Annotated in this window: 14 protein-coding genes and 1 tRNA gene; 13 read left to right on the top strand and 2 right to left on the bottom strand. The window is 48.5% G+C overall.

All coding sequences use genetic code 11. The annotated features are described in order from the left end of the window. Nucleotides 1-36 precede the first annotated feature (36 nt). The 10 genes from AC0VXX_RS01620 to AC0VXX_RS01665 all read left to right on the top strand — a co-directional run bounded on the left by AC0VXX_RS01620 (nt 37) and on the right by AC0VXX_RS01665 (nt 9,055). Nucleotides 37-462: a rhodanese-like domain-containing protein gene (locus tag AC0VXX_RS01620; protein ID WP_475515629.1), complete on the top strand. Its 426-nt coding sequence runs from the start codon at nt 37-39 to the stop codon at nt 460-462. Between the two features lie 59 nt (nt 463-521). Further along, nucleotides 522-1,307 carry an FKBP-type peptidyl-prolyl cis-trans isomerase gene (locus AC0VXX_RS01625; RefSeq protein ID WP_475515630.1) on the top strand — a complete coding sequence of 262 codons (786 nt, stop codon included), beginning with the start codon at nt 522-524 and terminating at the stop codon, nt 1,305-1,307. Between the two features lie 27 nt (nt 1,308-1,334). Then, on the top strand, nt 1,335-2,036 hold the full coding sequence (locus AC0VXX_RS01630) for a tetratricopeptide repeat protein (RefSeq protein ID WP_475515632.1): 702 nt from the start codon (nt 1,335-1,337) through the stop codon (nt 2,034-2,036). 62 nt (nt 2,037-2,098) lie between these two features. Continuing rightward, entirely contained in the window at nt 2,099-2,806 is a 708-nt protein-coding gene (locus tag AC0VXX_RS01635; RefSeq protein WP_475515633.1) for a 4Fe-4S dicluster domain-containing protein, read from the top strand. Between the two features lie 2 nt (nt 2,807-2,808). Next, nucleotides 2,809-3,756, top strand: coding sequence for an NrfD/PsrC family molybdoenzyme membrane anchor subunit (nrfD, locus tag AC0VXX_RS01640; protein ID WP_475515634.1), 948 nt, complete (start codon nt 2,809-2,811; stop codon nt 3,754-3,756). A gap of 79 nt (nt 3,757-3,835) precedes the next feature. Then, on the top strand, nt 3,836-4,330 hold the full coding sequence (locus AC0VXX_RS01645; protein WP_475515635.1) for a nitrous oxide reductase accessory protein NosL: 495 nt from the start codon (nt 3,836-3,838) through the stop codon (nt 4,328-4,330). Between the two features lie 39 nt (nt 4,331-4,369). Further along, nucleotides 4,370-5,734, top strand: coding sequence for a nitrous oxide reductase family maturation protein NosD (gene nosD, locus AC0VXX_RS01650; RefSeq protein WP_475515636.1), 1,365 nt, complete (start codon nt 4,370-4,372; stop codon nt 5,732-5,734). Then, complete coding sequence (locus AC0VXX_RS01655; protein WP_475515637.1) at nt 5,731-6,678, top strand: ABC transporter ATP-binding protein; 948 nt, start codon at nt 5,731-5,733, stop codon at nt 6,676-6,678. Before nosD ends, AC0VXX_RS01655 begins: the two co-directional genes overlap by 4 nt. Next, nucleotides 6,679-7,530, top strand: coding sequence for an ABC transporter permease (locus AC0VXX_RS01660; RefSeq protein ID WP_475515638.1), 852 nt, complete (start codon nt 6,679-6,681; stop codon nt 7,528-7,530). It abuts the gene before it with no gap. 241 nt (nt 7,531-7,771) lie between these two features. After that, the gene (locus AC0VXX_RS01665; protein ID WP_475515639.1) at nt 7,772-9,055 is read left to right on the top strand and encodes a winged helix-turn-helix domain-containing protein; all 1,284 of its coding nucleotides are present in this window, start codon (nt 7,772-7,774) and stop codon (nt 9,053-9,055) included. A gap of 141 nt (nt 9,056-9,196) precedes the next feature. On the opposite strand, the gene fre is transcribed toward AC0VXX_RS01665, so the two are convergent. Together fre and ubiD are read right to left on the bottom strand one after the other, a co-directional pair. Continuing rightward, nucleotides 9,197-9,895: an NAD(P)H-flavin reductase gene (gene fre / locus AC0VXX_RS01670; RefSeq protein WP_475515640.1), complete on the bottom strand. Its 699-nt coding sequence runs from the start codon at nt 9,893-9,895 to the stop codon at nt 9,197-9,199. A gap of 143 nt (nt 9,896-10,038) precedes the next feature. Beyond that, nucleotides 10,039-11,520 (bottom strand): 4-hydroxy-3-polyprenylbenzoate decarboxylase, encoded by a 1,482-nt coding sequence (gene ubiD / locus AC0VXX_RS01675; protein ID WP_475515641.1) that lies wholly within the window; start codon nt 11,518-11,520, stop codon nt 10,039-10,041. Between the two features lie 166 nt (nt 11,521-11,686). On the opposite strand from ubiD, the gene AC0VXX_RS01680 reads away from it, so the two are divergent. From AC0VXX_RS01680 to AC0VXX_RS01690, 3 genes are all read left to right on the top strand, one after another. Then, nucleotides 11,687-12,232 (top strand): hypothetical protein, encoded by a 546-nt coding sequence (locus AC0VXX_RS01680; RefSeq protein ID WP_475515642.1) that lies wholly within the window; start codon nt 11,687-11,689, stop codon nt 12,230-12,232. 108 nt (nt 12,233-12,340) lie between these two features. Next, on the top strand, nt 12,341-13,027 hold the full coding sequence (gene yjjG, locus AC0VXX_RS01685; RefSeq protein WP_475515643.1) for a pyrimidine 5'-nucleotidase: 687 nt from the start codon (nt 12,341-12,343) through the stop codon (nt 13,025-13,027). Between the two features lie 454 nt (nt 13,028-13,481). Continuing rightward, nucleotides 13,482-13,572: transfer RNA gene (locus AC0VXX_RS01690), tRNA-Ser, on the top strand. Nucleotides 13,573-14,283 lie beyond the last annotated feature (711 nt).

Raw genomic sequence — 14,283 nt, forward strand, 5'->3', positions numbered from 1 at the left:
ATAACCCTCTGTGCCTAGGTCAATAGGAGCAAGCATATGAAACAACACGTTGGAATGATCTTAGCGGCCATGATAGCAAGCGGTATCGCTCCTTGTTATGCCGGCGGCGGTGGGGAGATGGCCCCTGCGACCTACCATGAGATCAAGCTGAACACCATCAGCCTGCTGGAAGCCGAGAGCTTACTCAAGCAAGAGGGAGTGTATTTCTTTGATGTAAATACCTTAGAGCTTTGGGCCGAAGGGTTTATCCCCGGAGCCGTGTACTTCAACGTCGACAACTGGAAGGCGTTGCTGCCCAAAGACAAAGATGCCGTCATGGTGTTCTATTGTGCCAATCGTCTCTGTAATGCCAGCGAAATCGCGGCGCGAGAAGTGATGAAACTAGGCTACACCCATGTGAGGCAGATGCACGATGGCATCTATGGCTGGCGCCTATCGGGTCGAGCCACTGAAAAACCATAACAATAAGATTTTTATCCATTTGACATTCATTCGAGCAATAACGTTTAGAGAGAATCAATATGAAAACGATCACCAAGAAGTCTTTATCGATGACCACTTTATCCCTACTTTGCGGTTTCTCGTTGATGGCCTCGGCCAGTGAAGTGAGCCAAGAAGTGAATGATGCCTCTTATGCTATGGGGGCGTCGGTTGGCCATTATATTTCCGGCAAAATTTACAATCAGACTGAGCTAGGCGCCGAGATCCATATCGACACTGTCATCCAAGGGATGATTGATGCGCTTAAGGGCGAGAGCAAGATGTCGGACGAAGCGATCTTGACCCATTTAAATACGCGAGCAGAGCTGCTTAACACCATTCGAGATAAGCGCATTGAAGATCTGTCGATTAAAAATATCGCCGCCGGCAGCGCGTATCTCGCCACCAATAAAACCAACCCAGGCGTTACTGTGACTGACTCAGGCCTGCAATATGAAGTCATCACCTTAGGCTCAGGGCGTAAACCGCTAGAGTCCGATGTGGTTACCGTGCATTACAAAGGGCAACTGGTCGACGGCACCGTTTTTGATAGCTCTTATGATCGCAATGAACCTAATCGTTTCGCCTTAATGTCGGTTATCGATGGCTGGAAAGAGGGCATCGCCCTAATGCCTGAAGGCTCAACTTTTCGCCTGACTATTCCGTCAGACCTTGCTTATGGCAAAGAGGTGGTCGGCATTATTCCGCCTAGTTCAACCCTGATATTTGATGTGGAGTTGGTCAAGGTTGAAGAGCCAGGCGATAACGCCAAGGGCATGGGGTTAAGCGGTATGGGCATGGGTGGCATGATGGGCTCAGGTCACTAAGTTTACTCACCAGCAGTAGGGATGGTTATGAATAGTCTGGTTATTGCCATAGTGGTTACGTTAATGAGTTTCATCGCTCCTTTATGGATACTTCATCTCCGAGCCATAAACAACGCCGACACTAATGGCGACATCAAGCCTGCCGCCTTGACACGGTATGGCTGGAAAATACCCAGTGCTATGACGGCTACCCTACTGCTGGTTCCCCTATTAATTTACAGCCAACTTGGCCGTTTTAATGATTGGGATAAGGGCTTTATCGATGAAAACATCGACTACCTTATTGCCGCCGACATTAACAAAAATGCCCAAGCCGCCAGTGAAACACCAAGCAATAAAATTGCCTTACTCAACTTAGCCTACGCCTATACAGAGGGCGGGTTATACCGTGAGTCGGTTATCACACTGGACAAATTACTGGCAATAGAGACAGACGCAGAAGTGCTCGGCATGAAAGCCAATGCGCTCTATTACCGTGATGGTCGAGACATGAGCGAAGAGGTGGCCTATGCCATCTCTCAAGCCCTAGCACTCGATCCGAATGAAGTTCAATCTCTGCTGCTAATGGCGACTCACGCTTACTTGAATAGGGACTTTCAGCAAGCGATCGTTTATTGGCAACAGTTATTGAATAGCGACAACCCAAGTATTAACCGAGCATCAATTAACAATGCGATTTTGAAAGCTGAGCAGAAAATAGCTAACCGTATCGTGACTGCATCTGAGTAAAAGAGTCACCTAAAAATCAGGTTAAAACAGGTGGGCATCAATGCCGACCGATGGAGGATGCTGTGAGTGAAAATATAGAGAGACGGAGGTTCCTTAAATGCTTGGGAGCCAGCTCTTTGATACTGGGGCCCTTAGGGTGTTCATCTGTCAAAGAGGAAAACGCCAATAGCAACAAACCGCATTACGTGATGGTGTTCGATCAAAATAAATGTGTGGGTTGTGGCGATTGTAAAGTGGCCTGTAATACGGCCAATAACTTGCCCGAAGGGCAATCTCGTTTACTGCTAGAGCAGCAGTCTGGCCACGTTGAGGGGCAAAAGTGCCCTCACTGCGGTAAGACTGATTGTGGTTGTGAGCGTAAATATGTGCGCGTGTCGTGCCAGCAATGCCAAAACGCGCCTTGTGTTTCGGTGTGCCCTACGGGCGCTGCGCATCGCGATCCCACAACGGGTATCGTCACCATGGATGCCAGTAAGTGTGCGGGCTGTAAATACTGTATTGCGGCTTGTCCTTACAATGCGCGTTACATTAATGAGGCCACAGATGTCGCCGACAACTGTGATTTGTGTTTAAACAGCAAATTGGCTAAGGGCGAGTTACCAGCTTGTGTGCAACAGTGTCGATACGACGCATTGATCTTTGGCGATATCAATGACCCTAACTCTTATGTGAGTCGGTTATTGGCGGTAAAAGACTCTGTTCGTATCAAGTCGCATTTCGGTACTGAACCCAGTTTACGATACATACCTGTAGTGAAATTGGGAGTATAGCTATGGACGGAACACTTGAATTTACCATCGGGCTGTCTGAAGGCGTCGCCTGGCCATGGCCCATTGCCGTATACCTGTTTTTTGCAGGTATTTCGGGTGGGGCGTTAGCGGTAGCCTTGTTTATTCGGTTTTATAAACAACAAACCATCAATACCCCTTTCTTGAAGGCCTCGGCGCTGGTGTCGTTTGTTACTATCGCCTTGGGGATGCTGTGTCTGGTACTGGACTTAACTAATCCGCTGTTTTTCTGGCGCATATTGGTTTACTACAACCTTAACTCTGTGATGTCGGTCGGGGTGATTGCGCTGACAGCTTATATTCCGCTGGTGGCTGTGATCGCCCTGTTTGCCTTGGAAGAAGAGATTAAGCAGATCCCATTGCTACGTCCACTGTTACCCATTATCGACAAGTTACGCGCCTGGCGCCGTCCTTGTGAGGCATTGGTATTGGTGCTGGCATTGGCGGTATGTGCTTACACTGGCTTTTTGATCTCGGCGTTGATCCGCTTTCCGATCATTAATACTTCGGTATTACCGGCGCTGTTTGTGGCATCGGGATTATCGGCCGGTGCGGCGGCGGCTAAGATGTTGGCCGTGAGCCTATTTAAGGAAGATAGACACAGCCAAGATATGCAGATTTTGCACGGTGCAGAGTGGCCCATTATGTTTGCCGAGGCGCTGTTCCTGTTCATGATCATTATGTCTTTGATGACCGGCAACGCTGGCGCACAGAGTGCGTTTGAAGCCTTTCAATCGGGCACGTGGGCGGTGGTCTTCTGGTTAGGTGTTGTCGGCGTGGGCTTCGGTGGTCCGCTGCTGCTTAACTTCGCTACGGGTAAGCAATTTAGCCATTCATCACAGGCATTTTACCTCTCGGGTTTATGCGCGGTGAGCGGCATGATGTGCTTGCGTATGTTTATTCTGTATGCGGGGCAAAACTTCGCAATTTAACTGTTCGTTCAAGCCTCATCTCGCGGCCGCGAGGTGAGGCATTGAATCGCCACTCTGGCATCGCCATTAAGGAGTCCATATGGCCATCAGAACCTCATTGTTAGTGATATTACTGTCGTTGTTGACCTTCGGCTGCGACACCGCACCTGCTAATGCCGGTCATGAGCACGCCAAGGCCATCGGTGAGCATGAACGCTGCCATATGTGTGGCATGATGATTAAGAAATACCCCGGCCCTAAGGGAGAGTTGCTGCTCAGCGGCGGCGAGATTAACCCGAGTTTCTGTTCAACGCGGGACATGTTTATGTTTGCCCTGCAGCCGGAAAATCAGCGCAAAATTAGTCAAGCATATGTTCATGATATGGCGGTAACCGATTGGGACCATCCAGACGACAGCGCCTTTATTGACGCGACTCAGGCGTGGTATGTCTATGGCACCAGTCGTAAAGCGGTAATGGGCAGCGCCGTGGCGCCTTTTTCAACCCAAGCGGCTGCCGAGCAATTTGCCAGCGAATATGGTGGCGCGGTATTCAGTTATGAGCAGATCACCTTGTCCTTGTTAACGGCAGAATAAGTTGAGTCTGCAGCGATGAGAGCCCGGCAGTGGTGCACTGTGACGCTATTGATGCCTTTAATGAGCATGGGCTTAGTGTTGAGCCTAAGCAGCATGGCGCTAAGTGCCGATGAGCAAGAGGCCACTAACACAAGGTGCACGGCAGCGGTCACGCAGCAAAGTGCGGCGCTGGGGGCGATGATTGACGTCAGCAATAGTGCCGAGCTGTCGCATCAGTTAGCACAGGCTGCACAGGGGAGCCATATTGTGTTGCAACCTGGGATCTATTCGGGGCAATTTGTTATCGATAAAAGCCTGTATCTCAAGGGATCACCTGGCGCGATTATTGAGGCGCAGCATCAAGGTTCGGCGCTGACGATTAACGCCAGCCATGTCACCATTAATGGCCTTACCATTAAGCAATGGGGGGGCGACCTGTACCAAAAAGATGCCGCCATTTTACTGCATGCTGGCAGCGATGATGTCCAGCTGCTGAATAACCAATTGAGTGGCCAAGGCTTTGGCATTTATGCCCAGCAACTGCAGCAGTTGACCATTTGCGGCAATCGCATCACGGGTGACAGCCACACCTTTAAGTTAGATCGCGGCGATGGCGTGCACCTACAGCGAGTGGATGGCGTCTTGATCAGCGACAATCAGATCCAGCAAGTCAGAGATGGTATCTATTTAGAGTCGGGTAAGGGCAGCCAAGTGTATGGCAATCACATGAGTGACATGCAATATGGCATTCATTACATGTATACCCAGCAAGACAGCGCCATGGACAATCAGGCCAGCCGTGTCGATGGCGGCTATGCGTTAATGAACTCCAGCGATATTCATCTTGCCCATAATCAAGTCACCCATGCCAAAGAATTTGGCGTATTGCTTAATATGACCAATGGCGCCTTGGTTGAGGCTAATAGAATGGCTAATATCAGCGCGCCTGATGCGGTCAAAGGCGATCTTTTTTCCGAAGGTAAGGGCATTTTTATCTATGGTGCCCGCGATAACCACATTAAGGATAATCACATCGCCAATAATGATGTCGGCATTGCCATGGCGCTGGGCGGCGAGAGTAATCAAGTGTCCCTCAATCGCTTTATTGATAACAGCACCCAAGTGCGTTACGTGGGAGAGCAGAGCGTCGAATGGAGCGAGCAACAGCGGGGTAATTATTGGAGCGACTATCGTGGCTGGGATCTTAATGGTGATGGCGTGGGCGACAGTATGCATCTGCCAAACGATCGTCTCGATCGATTATTTTGGCTCTACCCCGAGGCGAGTTTTTTAATGGCCAGCCCCATAGTGACATTACTTAAGTGGCTCGATAACCAAATACAGGCGGTCGACGCCAGTGGTGTTATCGACCGTTACCCTTTGATGGGAAATAGCGCGGTGGCGCACACGAGGGGCGCATTATGAGTGTCAATCACTTAGCGGTACAACTTGAAGGCGTTGGGCATCAATTTGCCGAATTGCGCGCCCTTAATCAGATTAATCTCAGTCTGCCCAGTGGGATGACGATGGCACTACTGGGTCATAACGGTGCGGGTAAATCGACCTTAATCAAGGTGATATTAGGCTTATTGACTCCTGACTCTGGTCGAGTCGACGTGTTAGGGCTGAGGTTAACGCCAGGGAAGAAACCTACCAACGTGGGGTATTTACCTGAAAATATCCATTTTTATGACAAGTTAACCGGGGCGGAAATCTTACGTTATTTCGCCGCACTTAAGGGGGAGAGTCACCAGCGAGTCGCCCAGTTGATTGAGGAGTTTGGCTTAGGCTATGCCCAGCATAAATTGGTTAAAGGTTACTCTAAGGGGATGAAGCAGCGGCTTGGCTTTGCGCAGGCGATTTTAGCCTCACCGCAGTTATTGCTGCTCGATGAGCCGACGGTGGGCTTAGATCCCCAGGCATCGAGCTTTCTCTACCAAAAAGTGGCCCAATTAAAGCGTCAAGGTTGCGCGGTGATCATCTGTACCCATGAGCTTAATTTAGTGGAGTCGCAGCTGGATGTGGCGATGATGTTAGGGCGCGGTCAATGCTTGGCTTATGGCTCGTTTGCCGAGCTGGCAAAGGCTAGCCCATTGCAGGTTAAGATAGTGCTTGATGGGTTAGCGGCGTTACTGGTGACGCACCCCTATCTACAGGCGTTTTATCGCCAAGGTGCGCTGCACTGCGCCCAGTCTGAGCAGCCAGCGCTAGTGCGTTACTTAACCACAAAATGCCAGCGTTTTGATTTTACCTTGCATTTGCCTGGGCTCGCCGAGATTTATCATCACAACATGGCGCAGATGCAGCACTGCTCAGAGCAAGGTTTAGGTTTCGTTACCGAGCCCGTATTGCAACCCATGGGAGTATAAATGATGTCGACAATCGGTGGGGCGATCTGGCGCCAGCCTATGATGATCATCGCCGCAAAAGAGTGCAAAGACAGCTTGCGTAACCGTTGGGTGGCGGTGATTTTTGGCTTGTTTTTTCTGCTGGCCTTCAGTGTCACATTTGCTGGTAGCGCAGTGTCTGGCACCTTAGCGTTCCCATCGCTGGTGAGTGTTATCGCCAGCTTATCCACCATAGCGGTGGCTATTATCCCTTTGGCGGCCATCTTACTTTGCTACGATGCATTTGTTGGTGAAGATGAGTCGGGAACCATGCTGTTACTGCTCAGCTATCCACTGACTAAAATGGATATTTTCTTAGGTAAATTACTGGCCCATAGCGGTATTATGTTGGCCGCCATCGTGAGCAGTTTTACCATGAGCGCGATCATTTTGTGCTGTTTTGGGCAAGATTATCAATGGCTGCAAACCTTGTGGGTGTTTGGCCAGTTTATTGCCAGCAGCAGTTTATTAGCCCTGACGTTTATTTTGCTAAGCTATGTGGTCAGTCTGCGGGCCACAGAAAAGGCCAAAGCGGTCGGCATACTATTATCGTTGTGGTTCGCTTTAGTGTTAATTTATGATTTACTGTTATTGGCGTTGCTGGTGGCCGATTTAGGGCCAAGAGTACAATGGCTAGTGCAACTGTTAATGGCATTAAATCCGACCGATATCTACCGGGCTATCAATCAGCTTGCCACCCATGCACCTATGGGCAGCTTACCTTTATTGAGTCAATTTCAGGGGGGCGAGTTGTGGTTATATGGACTGATGTTGTTGTGGACGGGGTTGTTAGCTTGGCTGACCCTGCGCACCTTTGAGCGTAAGGCCATTTAGTTTGTCAGCCGAAAGGCTTGATATTCGATTTTAAAGCCATCACACTCTCGCAGCATTAAGCCTTGATGATGGCGGCTTTAGCCGTGAATCGCATTTATTTCACATTATCGGTACATATCGCACTTAATGTTAAAAAAAATGAGTAATTTATCACAGTAAACCAGTCGGGCTTTTACTAAAATTTTTAATGATAATAATAAGATATTCCTAATTTTGCTATTTGGAATGATAGAGGTGCTAGGTGGTGAAAATTACTCCATATCTGGAGTTCGATGGTGAAGCGCAACAATTATATGACCGTGCAACGGCGACCACGATCCATCTGACGTTTTCCGAGTCGGCGATTTTGGCCCATTTGCTGTCGGTTCCTGATGCGATATGCGATAAGGATCTGCTGCTGCAGGTGGGTTGGCCAGACCGTGTGGTTGCCGCAACCTCATTGACACAATGCGTCAGCACGTTGCGTAAGAAGCTCGAACCCTATCCAGAAATTCAATTAAAAACCGTGGCCAGACGCGGTTATCAGCTGCATGTATCGGCTAAATCCCACGTTACCATGTTGGCGGTCAACGATGCCGAATCGATTAAGCATGCGCTGATTGATGTTTCCCTAATGGTCAAAATTGGTGGCATTGTAGTGCTGCTAGCCTTAGTCGCGGCCTTTTGGTACAACAGCGACTACCATCAAGTGGTCAAGCAGGCTGGCCATTGGCGCGCCGACAAAACCCTCGATATTAACCTTGGCGGTAAAACCAGCCCATTAACCCTGATTTATCCCCATGGCGAAACTCAACTGCATCCGTCGATGTGGCAAAAACATATCGCGCCTGAGACCAATCATATCGACGCTATGCAAGATTTTAAGGGATTCGCCCTTACCGACGGTAATCATTATTCCTTAGCGATTTGCCCTCCCGATGAGCAGGGCCATTGCATGGGCGATCATCTGATCAACTTAACCGCCACAGGGCAAGTGCCCGCCGGCCTCAATATGGTTAAGTTTAATGAGCTCAGCGAAATGATGGAGAATCGTATTCGCTACAATCGCATCTTAATCCCTTCGGGCGACTCAGATGGCGATGAGTTGGTGGAGCATCATTATCACGGTGATATCTATTTTCCGGTGGCTAATGAGTTGTTAGTGCGCGCGGATATGAGTATCTCCATGGTGTATGATCAGCCGCTGAGTGGCAAATTTTACTCCAGTGCCTGCATTACCGATCAAGATTGTTTAACCACCCCGATTAAGTATCAAGTGCGCGGCGTGTTTGAGCAGTATCGCCAGCACATTGGCGAGCTCGAGGTGGATGTGTTTCATGTGAAGGTGCTGCAAAAAGATTTGATTAAACCTGAGGTGGTAAGCTCATCTGCGATGCATTTTTACCGTGAGATCCGCAAGCACAATATTCGTGACGAAGAGCTGTTTTATTATCGTATCTATAATGATCAAGGTTCAGCCGTGTGGGTGGTGCCGCTATTAGGCAACTTAGTCACCTGGACCAAATATGAGAAAGTCTCGCTGTAGTGGGATGAAGCGTGGCAGTAAGGCTGCGAATAACTAAGCTACAAAAAGGGCGCTATCTGTGGCAGTGGATGTTACTCCAACACTTACCGCAGATAACGCCCTTTTTACGCTATCAATAAGCCATTATATTGGTCGTGTTAATCACTTAATAAAAGCGAACGCATCGCCGTAAAGGTGCTCTTCTTCGACACCTATGTCACGGAACACTTCGCGCGCCGCACCTACCATATCAAATCGTCCTGCAATGTAGATGTCGTAGCCGCTTAGGCTGATAAAATCTTGTTTGATCTGTTCTAGCAAGTTGGCTTGCTTTCCCTGCCAGTTTGCCGGTGCTTGCTCGACTACGGGCACAAAATGCAACCAAGGGTGAGCCTGATGCCACTGCCGCGCGATGGTTTCAAAGTACATGGCGTCTTGATCGCGGCAGCCCCAATAGAGCATGGTTTCAACCGTTTGCCCCAAGGCAATCTGCTGCTCGACAATGCTCTTAATGTACGAAAAGCCAGTGCCGCCAGCAATCAGTAAGCGTGGACGAGCACTATCGCTACGCAGGTGGGCGTTGCCACCCGGGGCTTCGATATCGATGTAATCGCTGTTTTGTAGTTTCTCGACCACTTGCATTGGGTAGCTTTCGCTGACAGCGGCGCCAATGTGCAGCTCTATGTGTTTAGCTCCGGGGGCAGATGCTATCGAGAAAGGGCGTTTATCTTGCTCACCCATGACGACACAAAGGTATTGTCCGGCATTAAAGTCAAATTCGGTTTCAGGGGTCAATGTGACCTGATAGACGGCATTATTAAAGGCGGTGACGTTTTCTACTTTACAGCGAATGGTGTTCATTTTGTTTCCTTCTAGACCTCTCTCTGGAGGTTTCTATCTCCTTCGAATAGTCGCTATCCAAGTTAACTATGCAATGGGTTAGAGTTTTCAGTTAATGTTGTGCACTGTAAGGCGGCCTAGGCTAGGCCGCTGTCGCAGCTCAATTATAGGGTTGGCGCATCATCGATGCCCAATTCGTCCCAAATCTTATCGACTTTCTGTTTGACCGCTTCATCCATGACAATGGGGGTGCCCCATTCACGATCGGTTTCGCCCGGCCACTTGTTGGTTGCATCCATGCCCATTTTCGAGCCCAGGCCTGCCACCGGAGAGGCAAAGTCGAGATAATCGATAGGGGTATTATCTATCATCACAGTATCGCGTTTAGGATCCATACGGGTGGTAATGGCCCATATGACATCGTTCCAATCGCGACAATTGACATCGTCGTCGACCACCACAATAAATTTGGTATACATAAACTGACGCAAGAAAGACCAAGCGCCCATCATCACCCGTTTAGCATGACCTGGATATTGCTTACGAATGGAGATCACCGCCATGCGATAAGAGCATCCTTCAGGTGGCAAGTAAAAGTCGATGATCTCAGGGTATTGTTTACGCAAAATAGGCACAAAGACTTCATTCAGTGCGACCCCAAGCATGGCGGGCTCATCGGGCGGCCTGCCGGTATAGGTGCTATGGTAGATGGCGTCTTTTCTGTGGCTGATATGGGTGACGGTAAACACCGGAAACTCATCGGTTTCGTTGTAATAGCCGGTGTGATCGCCATAAGGACCTTCTTCGGCCATTTCGTCTGGGTCTATGTACCCCTCTAAGATAATTTCGCTGGTCGCCGGCACTTCAAGATCGCAACTAATGGCTTTACAGACTTCGGTGCGCTCACCACGTAATAACCCAGCAAAGGCGTATTCGCTCATGGAGTCAGGTACGGGCGTTACCGCCCCTAAAATGGTGACCGGATCGCTGCCCAGCGCCACCACAACCGGGTAGCGTTCGCCCGGGTGCTGCTGCTTAAAATCTTTAAAGTCGAGAGCGCCACCGCGATGGTCAAGCCAGCGCATGATAAGCTTATTTTTACCCAGTAACTGTTGGCGATAGATCCCCAAATTTTGCCGTTTTTGGCGCGGCCCTTTGGTGATGGTGAGACCCCAAGTGACCAGCGGCGCAACATCGCCAGGCCAGCAGTGCTGGATGGGCAGTTGAGTTAAATCGACATCATCGCCAGTTAACACCACCTCTTGGCAGGGTGGGTTACGTACGGTTTTAGGCGGCATGTTGAGTGCCTGCTTAAACATGGGGATTTTGGCTATCGCATCTTTAAAGCCGCGCGGCGGTTCAGGCTCTTTTAAAAAGGCGAGCAATTCACCCACATCACGCAGTGCTAATGGGTCTTCTTTACCTAGCGCCATGGCCACCCGTTTAGGTGTGCCAAATAAGTTGGCGAGTACCGGCATGGTTTTACCCACAGGATTTTCAAACAGTAATGCCGGGCCTTTAGCGCGTAAGACGCGGTCGGCAATTTCTGTCATCTCTAGGTGTGGATCGACAGCATAGCTAATACGTTTAAGTTCACCGTTACGCTCGAGGTGATCGATGAAACTGCGTAAATCCTTAAAACTCATGTGGAAATACTCGCGCTAAGAATAATGTGATATGGCGCGCACTATACCATTTTTGCTGGCTATTCCCAAATTCGTTAATGGGTCATTTTTCAGCAAAATGGCCTGAGTTTGAAGCCAGCATCAATCGGCGTAATATGAGGTGATGTTTTTCTCTGGAGCATAGCAGATGAAACAGATTAAACCGGCTTATCGACACCCTATTCAAAGGCGTGTTTTGCTTGCCACCGGCCTAAGTTTATTGTTGTTATTAGGCGTGATGTCATTTGGCGTGATGCCTGTGGCCGCAGGTAATCAAGATGACGATCGTTTCAGTTGGCGTAGCAATGTTTGGCTTGAGCCCAGCTGGAGCTCAAATTGGGGCCACCGTTGGGGGCATGACTACAGGGATCCTTGGCGTTGGGGCATAGGGTTTAGTACAGGCTCTGCCTATTGGCGCCCTTACTCTTATCGTCCTTATTACCGCCCTTACTGGCAACAGGCGTGGCGTTACCCTTACCGTTATGAGCGGCGCGATGTCATTAAGCCTGCTACACAGTCGACACCTGTGCAGCCGCCACTGCAAATCACCACCGGAGTGCAGACCAGCCATAGGATTAAGACTCTGCCAGCTAACGCGCGCGTTAGGCAGCGTAATGGCGCAACTGTGTATGAATGGCAAGGAGTGTTATATCGCTACGATTGGGCCAGCGATAGCTATCAAGTCGTGAAATAAATGGCGTGGCATTGAGGGCAGTATTGGCTGACTTAAGAGTTGGCATTAAGGTCGCTTGGCATTAAAGTAGCCGCATTAAATGGTGAGTTGACGTAATTGGAGAGTTTGATGAAGTACCAATGGATATTATTTGATGCTGACGAAACCCTGTTTCATTTTGATGCCTTTCGTGGCCTACAGCTGATGTTCTCGCGTTTTGGCGTGGATTTTACGCGCACCGATTTCGAGGTGTATCAAACGGTCAATTTACCGTTATGGGTTGCCTATCAAGACGGTAAGATCAGCGCAGCTCACCTGCAGATCACCCGTTTTCAGTCATGGGCCGACAAGTTAAAAGTGACCGCCGAGCAGCTTAATAGCGCCTTTTTGACCGCCATGGCCGACATCTGCACCTTGTTACCGGGGGCGAAAGAGTTGGTCGACGCTCTGCATGGTAGAGTCAACATGGGCATCATCACCAACGGCTTCACCGCGCTGCAGACCATACGTTTGCAACGCACAGGCTTGCTACATGCGTTCTCGCCAGTGGTAATATCTGAAGAGGTGGGGGTCGCCAAACCCGATGTGGCCATTTTTAATCATGCGCTGTCGCAGATGAATCACCCGCCAAGGGAGCATGTGTTGATGGTGGGTGACAATCCCCACTCAGACATTCAAGGTGGGCTCAATGCGGGATTCGATACTTGCTGGTTAAATCACAGCAATCAAGTGCAACCAGAGGGGATCACGCCCCATTATCAAGTGGGATCACTGTCTGAGTTACAACAGTTACTGACGACTCAATCAACGCGATAAGCGGTGTTAACGCGTGACTGTTATTGATTCAAATTGCCCTTACTCTTCTGAAGGGTCGATTACTCTCGTTGGATTAGGCTCATCATTATCTTGTAACAGTTAACCTTGTAATCAAGGTAATCAAGGTAATCAAAGTTTGGCTCGATAGGCATAATTAATACCTTACATGTCGATGTGAATTACGGCTCATGCAATCGGCAAAAGATAGAAAGAGATTGCACAGTATGAAAAGTGGGCTTAGCGTTCAGCCGTTGCGACGACATAGACGTATTAATAGGCGTTTTATAGATTGCGACTGGGCATCGGCGGCTAAAGAGAGCGCTTAAATTGACAACACTAAGGTGGTTTTTAAGGCAGTTATCATTAAAAATGACCTTGATGGGCTATTTGTTAGTCATTCAGTATAATTTAGGCTTTACATTTTTAGGCGGTATCCTTATTATTCTCGGCGTTCGGAGAGATGGCAGAGTGGTCGAATGCACCGGTCTTGAAAACCGGCATGGGTTTATAGCCCATCTAGGGTTCAAATCCCTATCTCTCCGCCACATTAAGAAAAAAGGCTTCCAGTAATGGAAGCCTTTTTTCGTTTAATTTATTGTCTTTTTTAAAAGGCTTATGAAAGCGATTTGAACCCTTGGGTTCCTATTGTTTAAAGCCAGCTATCTCTGCGCCATATTAAGAAAGCCCGCTAATTTAAGTGTACTTTCTATTATCTGAGTTTTAAGAGAGTTTTTGATATAGATATTGAAGAGAATTGTTTGAGCTGTTTGAACCTTAGGACGCAACAACTTAAAGTCAGCTACCTCTGTACTCGATTAAAGAAGAAGGGCTGCCTAAAAGAGCGGCTTTTTATTTAGGGTTTATTGATTAGCGTGAGCTTTTTAGGCGTTAGTGTTTTGATAGCGCCTTCTACAGCCGATATCCTAGGACTTTTTTGTCTGATTTTAATTAAAAATCAATTGTTTTAAGTTGGGGGGAGTTTGAGGTGCATCATATTGATATGCACTTGATGTGTGATTTAGCTCAATAATTTGAATAATAAAAGGTTGACATAATAATCAGCATTTATTGATTTGTATCAATGATGTTGTTTTTTTAAATTGGGTTTGGCTTCAATCTTGTTGCTCTTGTTTGTATTTGGTTGCGCTTTAGTTAATGACTATGTGCACTATTGGTAATGTCGATAAGCCCGATTCGATTTCATCATTTATCACCTCTTGCTCTGTTTGTTAATTTGTTATCAGTTTATTACCGCA

It is taken from the genome of Shewanella sp. QJM3NY_23 (assembly GCF_056173105.1).

Excerpts from the sequence above, each read along its gene's own strand:
- AC0VXX_RS01660 (WP_475515638.1), top strand. The coding sequence starts at position 6,679 with ATGATGTCGACAATCGGTGGGGCGATCTGGCGCCAGCCTATGATGATC.
- AC0VXX_RS01680 (WP_475515642.1), top strand. The coding sequence starts at position 11,687 with ATGAAACAGATTAAACCGGCTTATCGACACCCTATTCAAAGGCGTGTT.
- AC0VXX_RS01655 (WP_475515637.1), top strand. The coding sequence starts at position 5,731 with ATGAGTGTCAATCACTTAGCGGTACAACTTGAAGGCGTTGGGCATCAA.
- AC0VXX_RS01645 (WP_475515635.1), top strand. The coding sequence starts at position 3,836 with ATGGCCATCAGAACCTCATTGTTAGTGATATTACTGTCGTTGTTGACC.
- nrfD (WP_475515634.1), top strand. The coding sequence starts at position 2,809 with ATGGACGGAACACTTGAATTTACCATCGGGCTGTCTGAAGGCGTCGCC.
- fre (WP_475515640.1), bottom strand. The coding sequence starts at position 9,895 with ATGAACACCATTCGCTGTAAAGTAGAAAACGTCACCGCCTTTAATAAT.
- ubiD (WP_475515641.1), bottom strand. The coding sequence starts at position 11,520 with ATGAGTTTTAAGGATTTACGCAGTTTCATCGATCACCTCGAGCGTAAC.
- AC0VXX_RS01620 (WP_475515629.1), top strand. The coding sequence starts at position 37 with ATGAAACAACACGTTGGAATGATCTTAGCGGCCATGATAGCAAGCGGT.
- yjjG (WP_475515643.1), top strand. The coding sequence starts at position 12,341 with ATGAAGTACCAATGGATATTATTTGATGCTGACGAAACCCTGTTTCAT.
- AC0VXX_RS01625 (WP_475515630.1), top strand. The coding sequence starts at position 522 with ATGAAAACGATCACCAAGAAGTCTTTATCGATGACCACTTTATCCCTA.
- AC0VXX_RS01630 (WP_475515632.1), top strand. The coding sequence starts at position 1,335 with ATGAATAGTCTGGTTATTGCCATAGTGGTTACGTTAATGAGTTTCATC.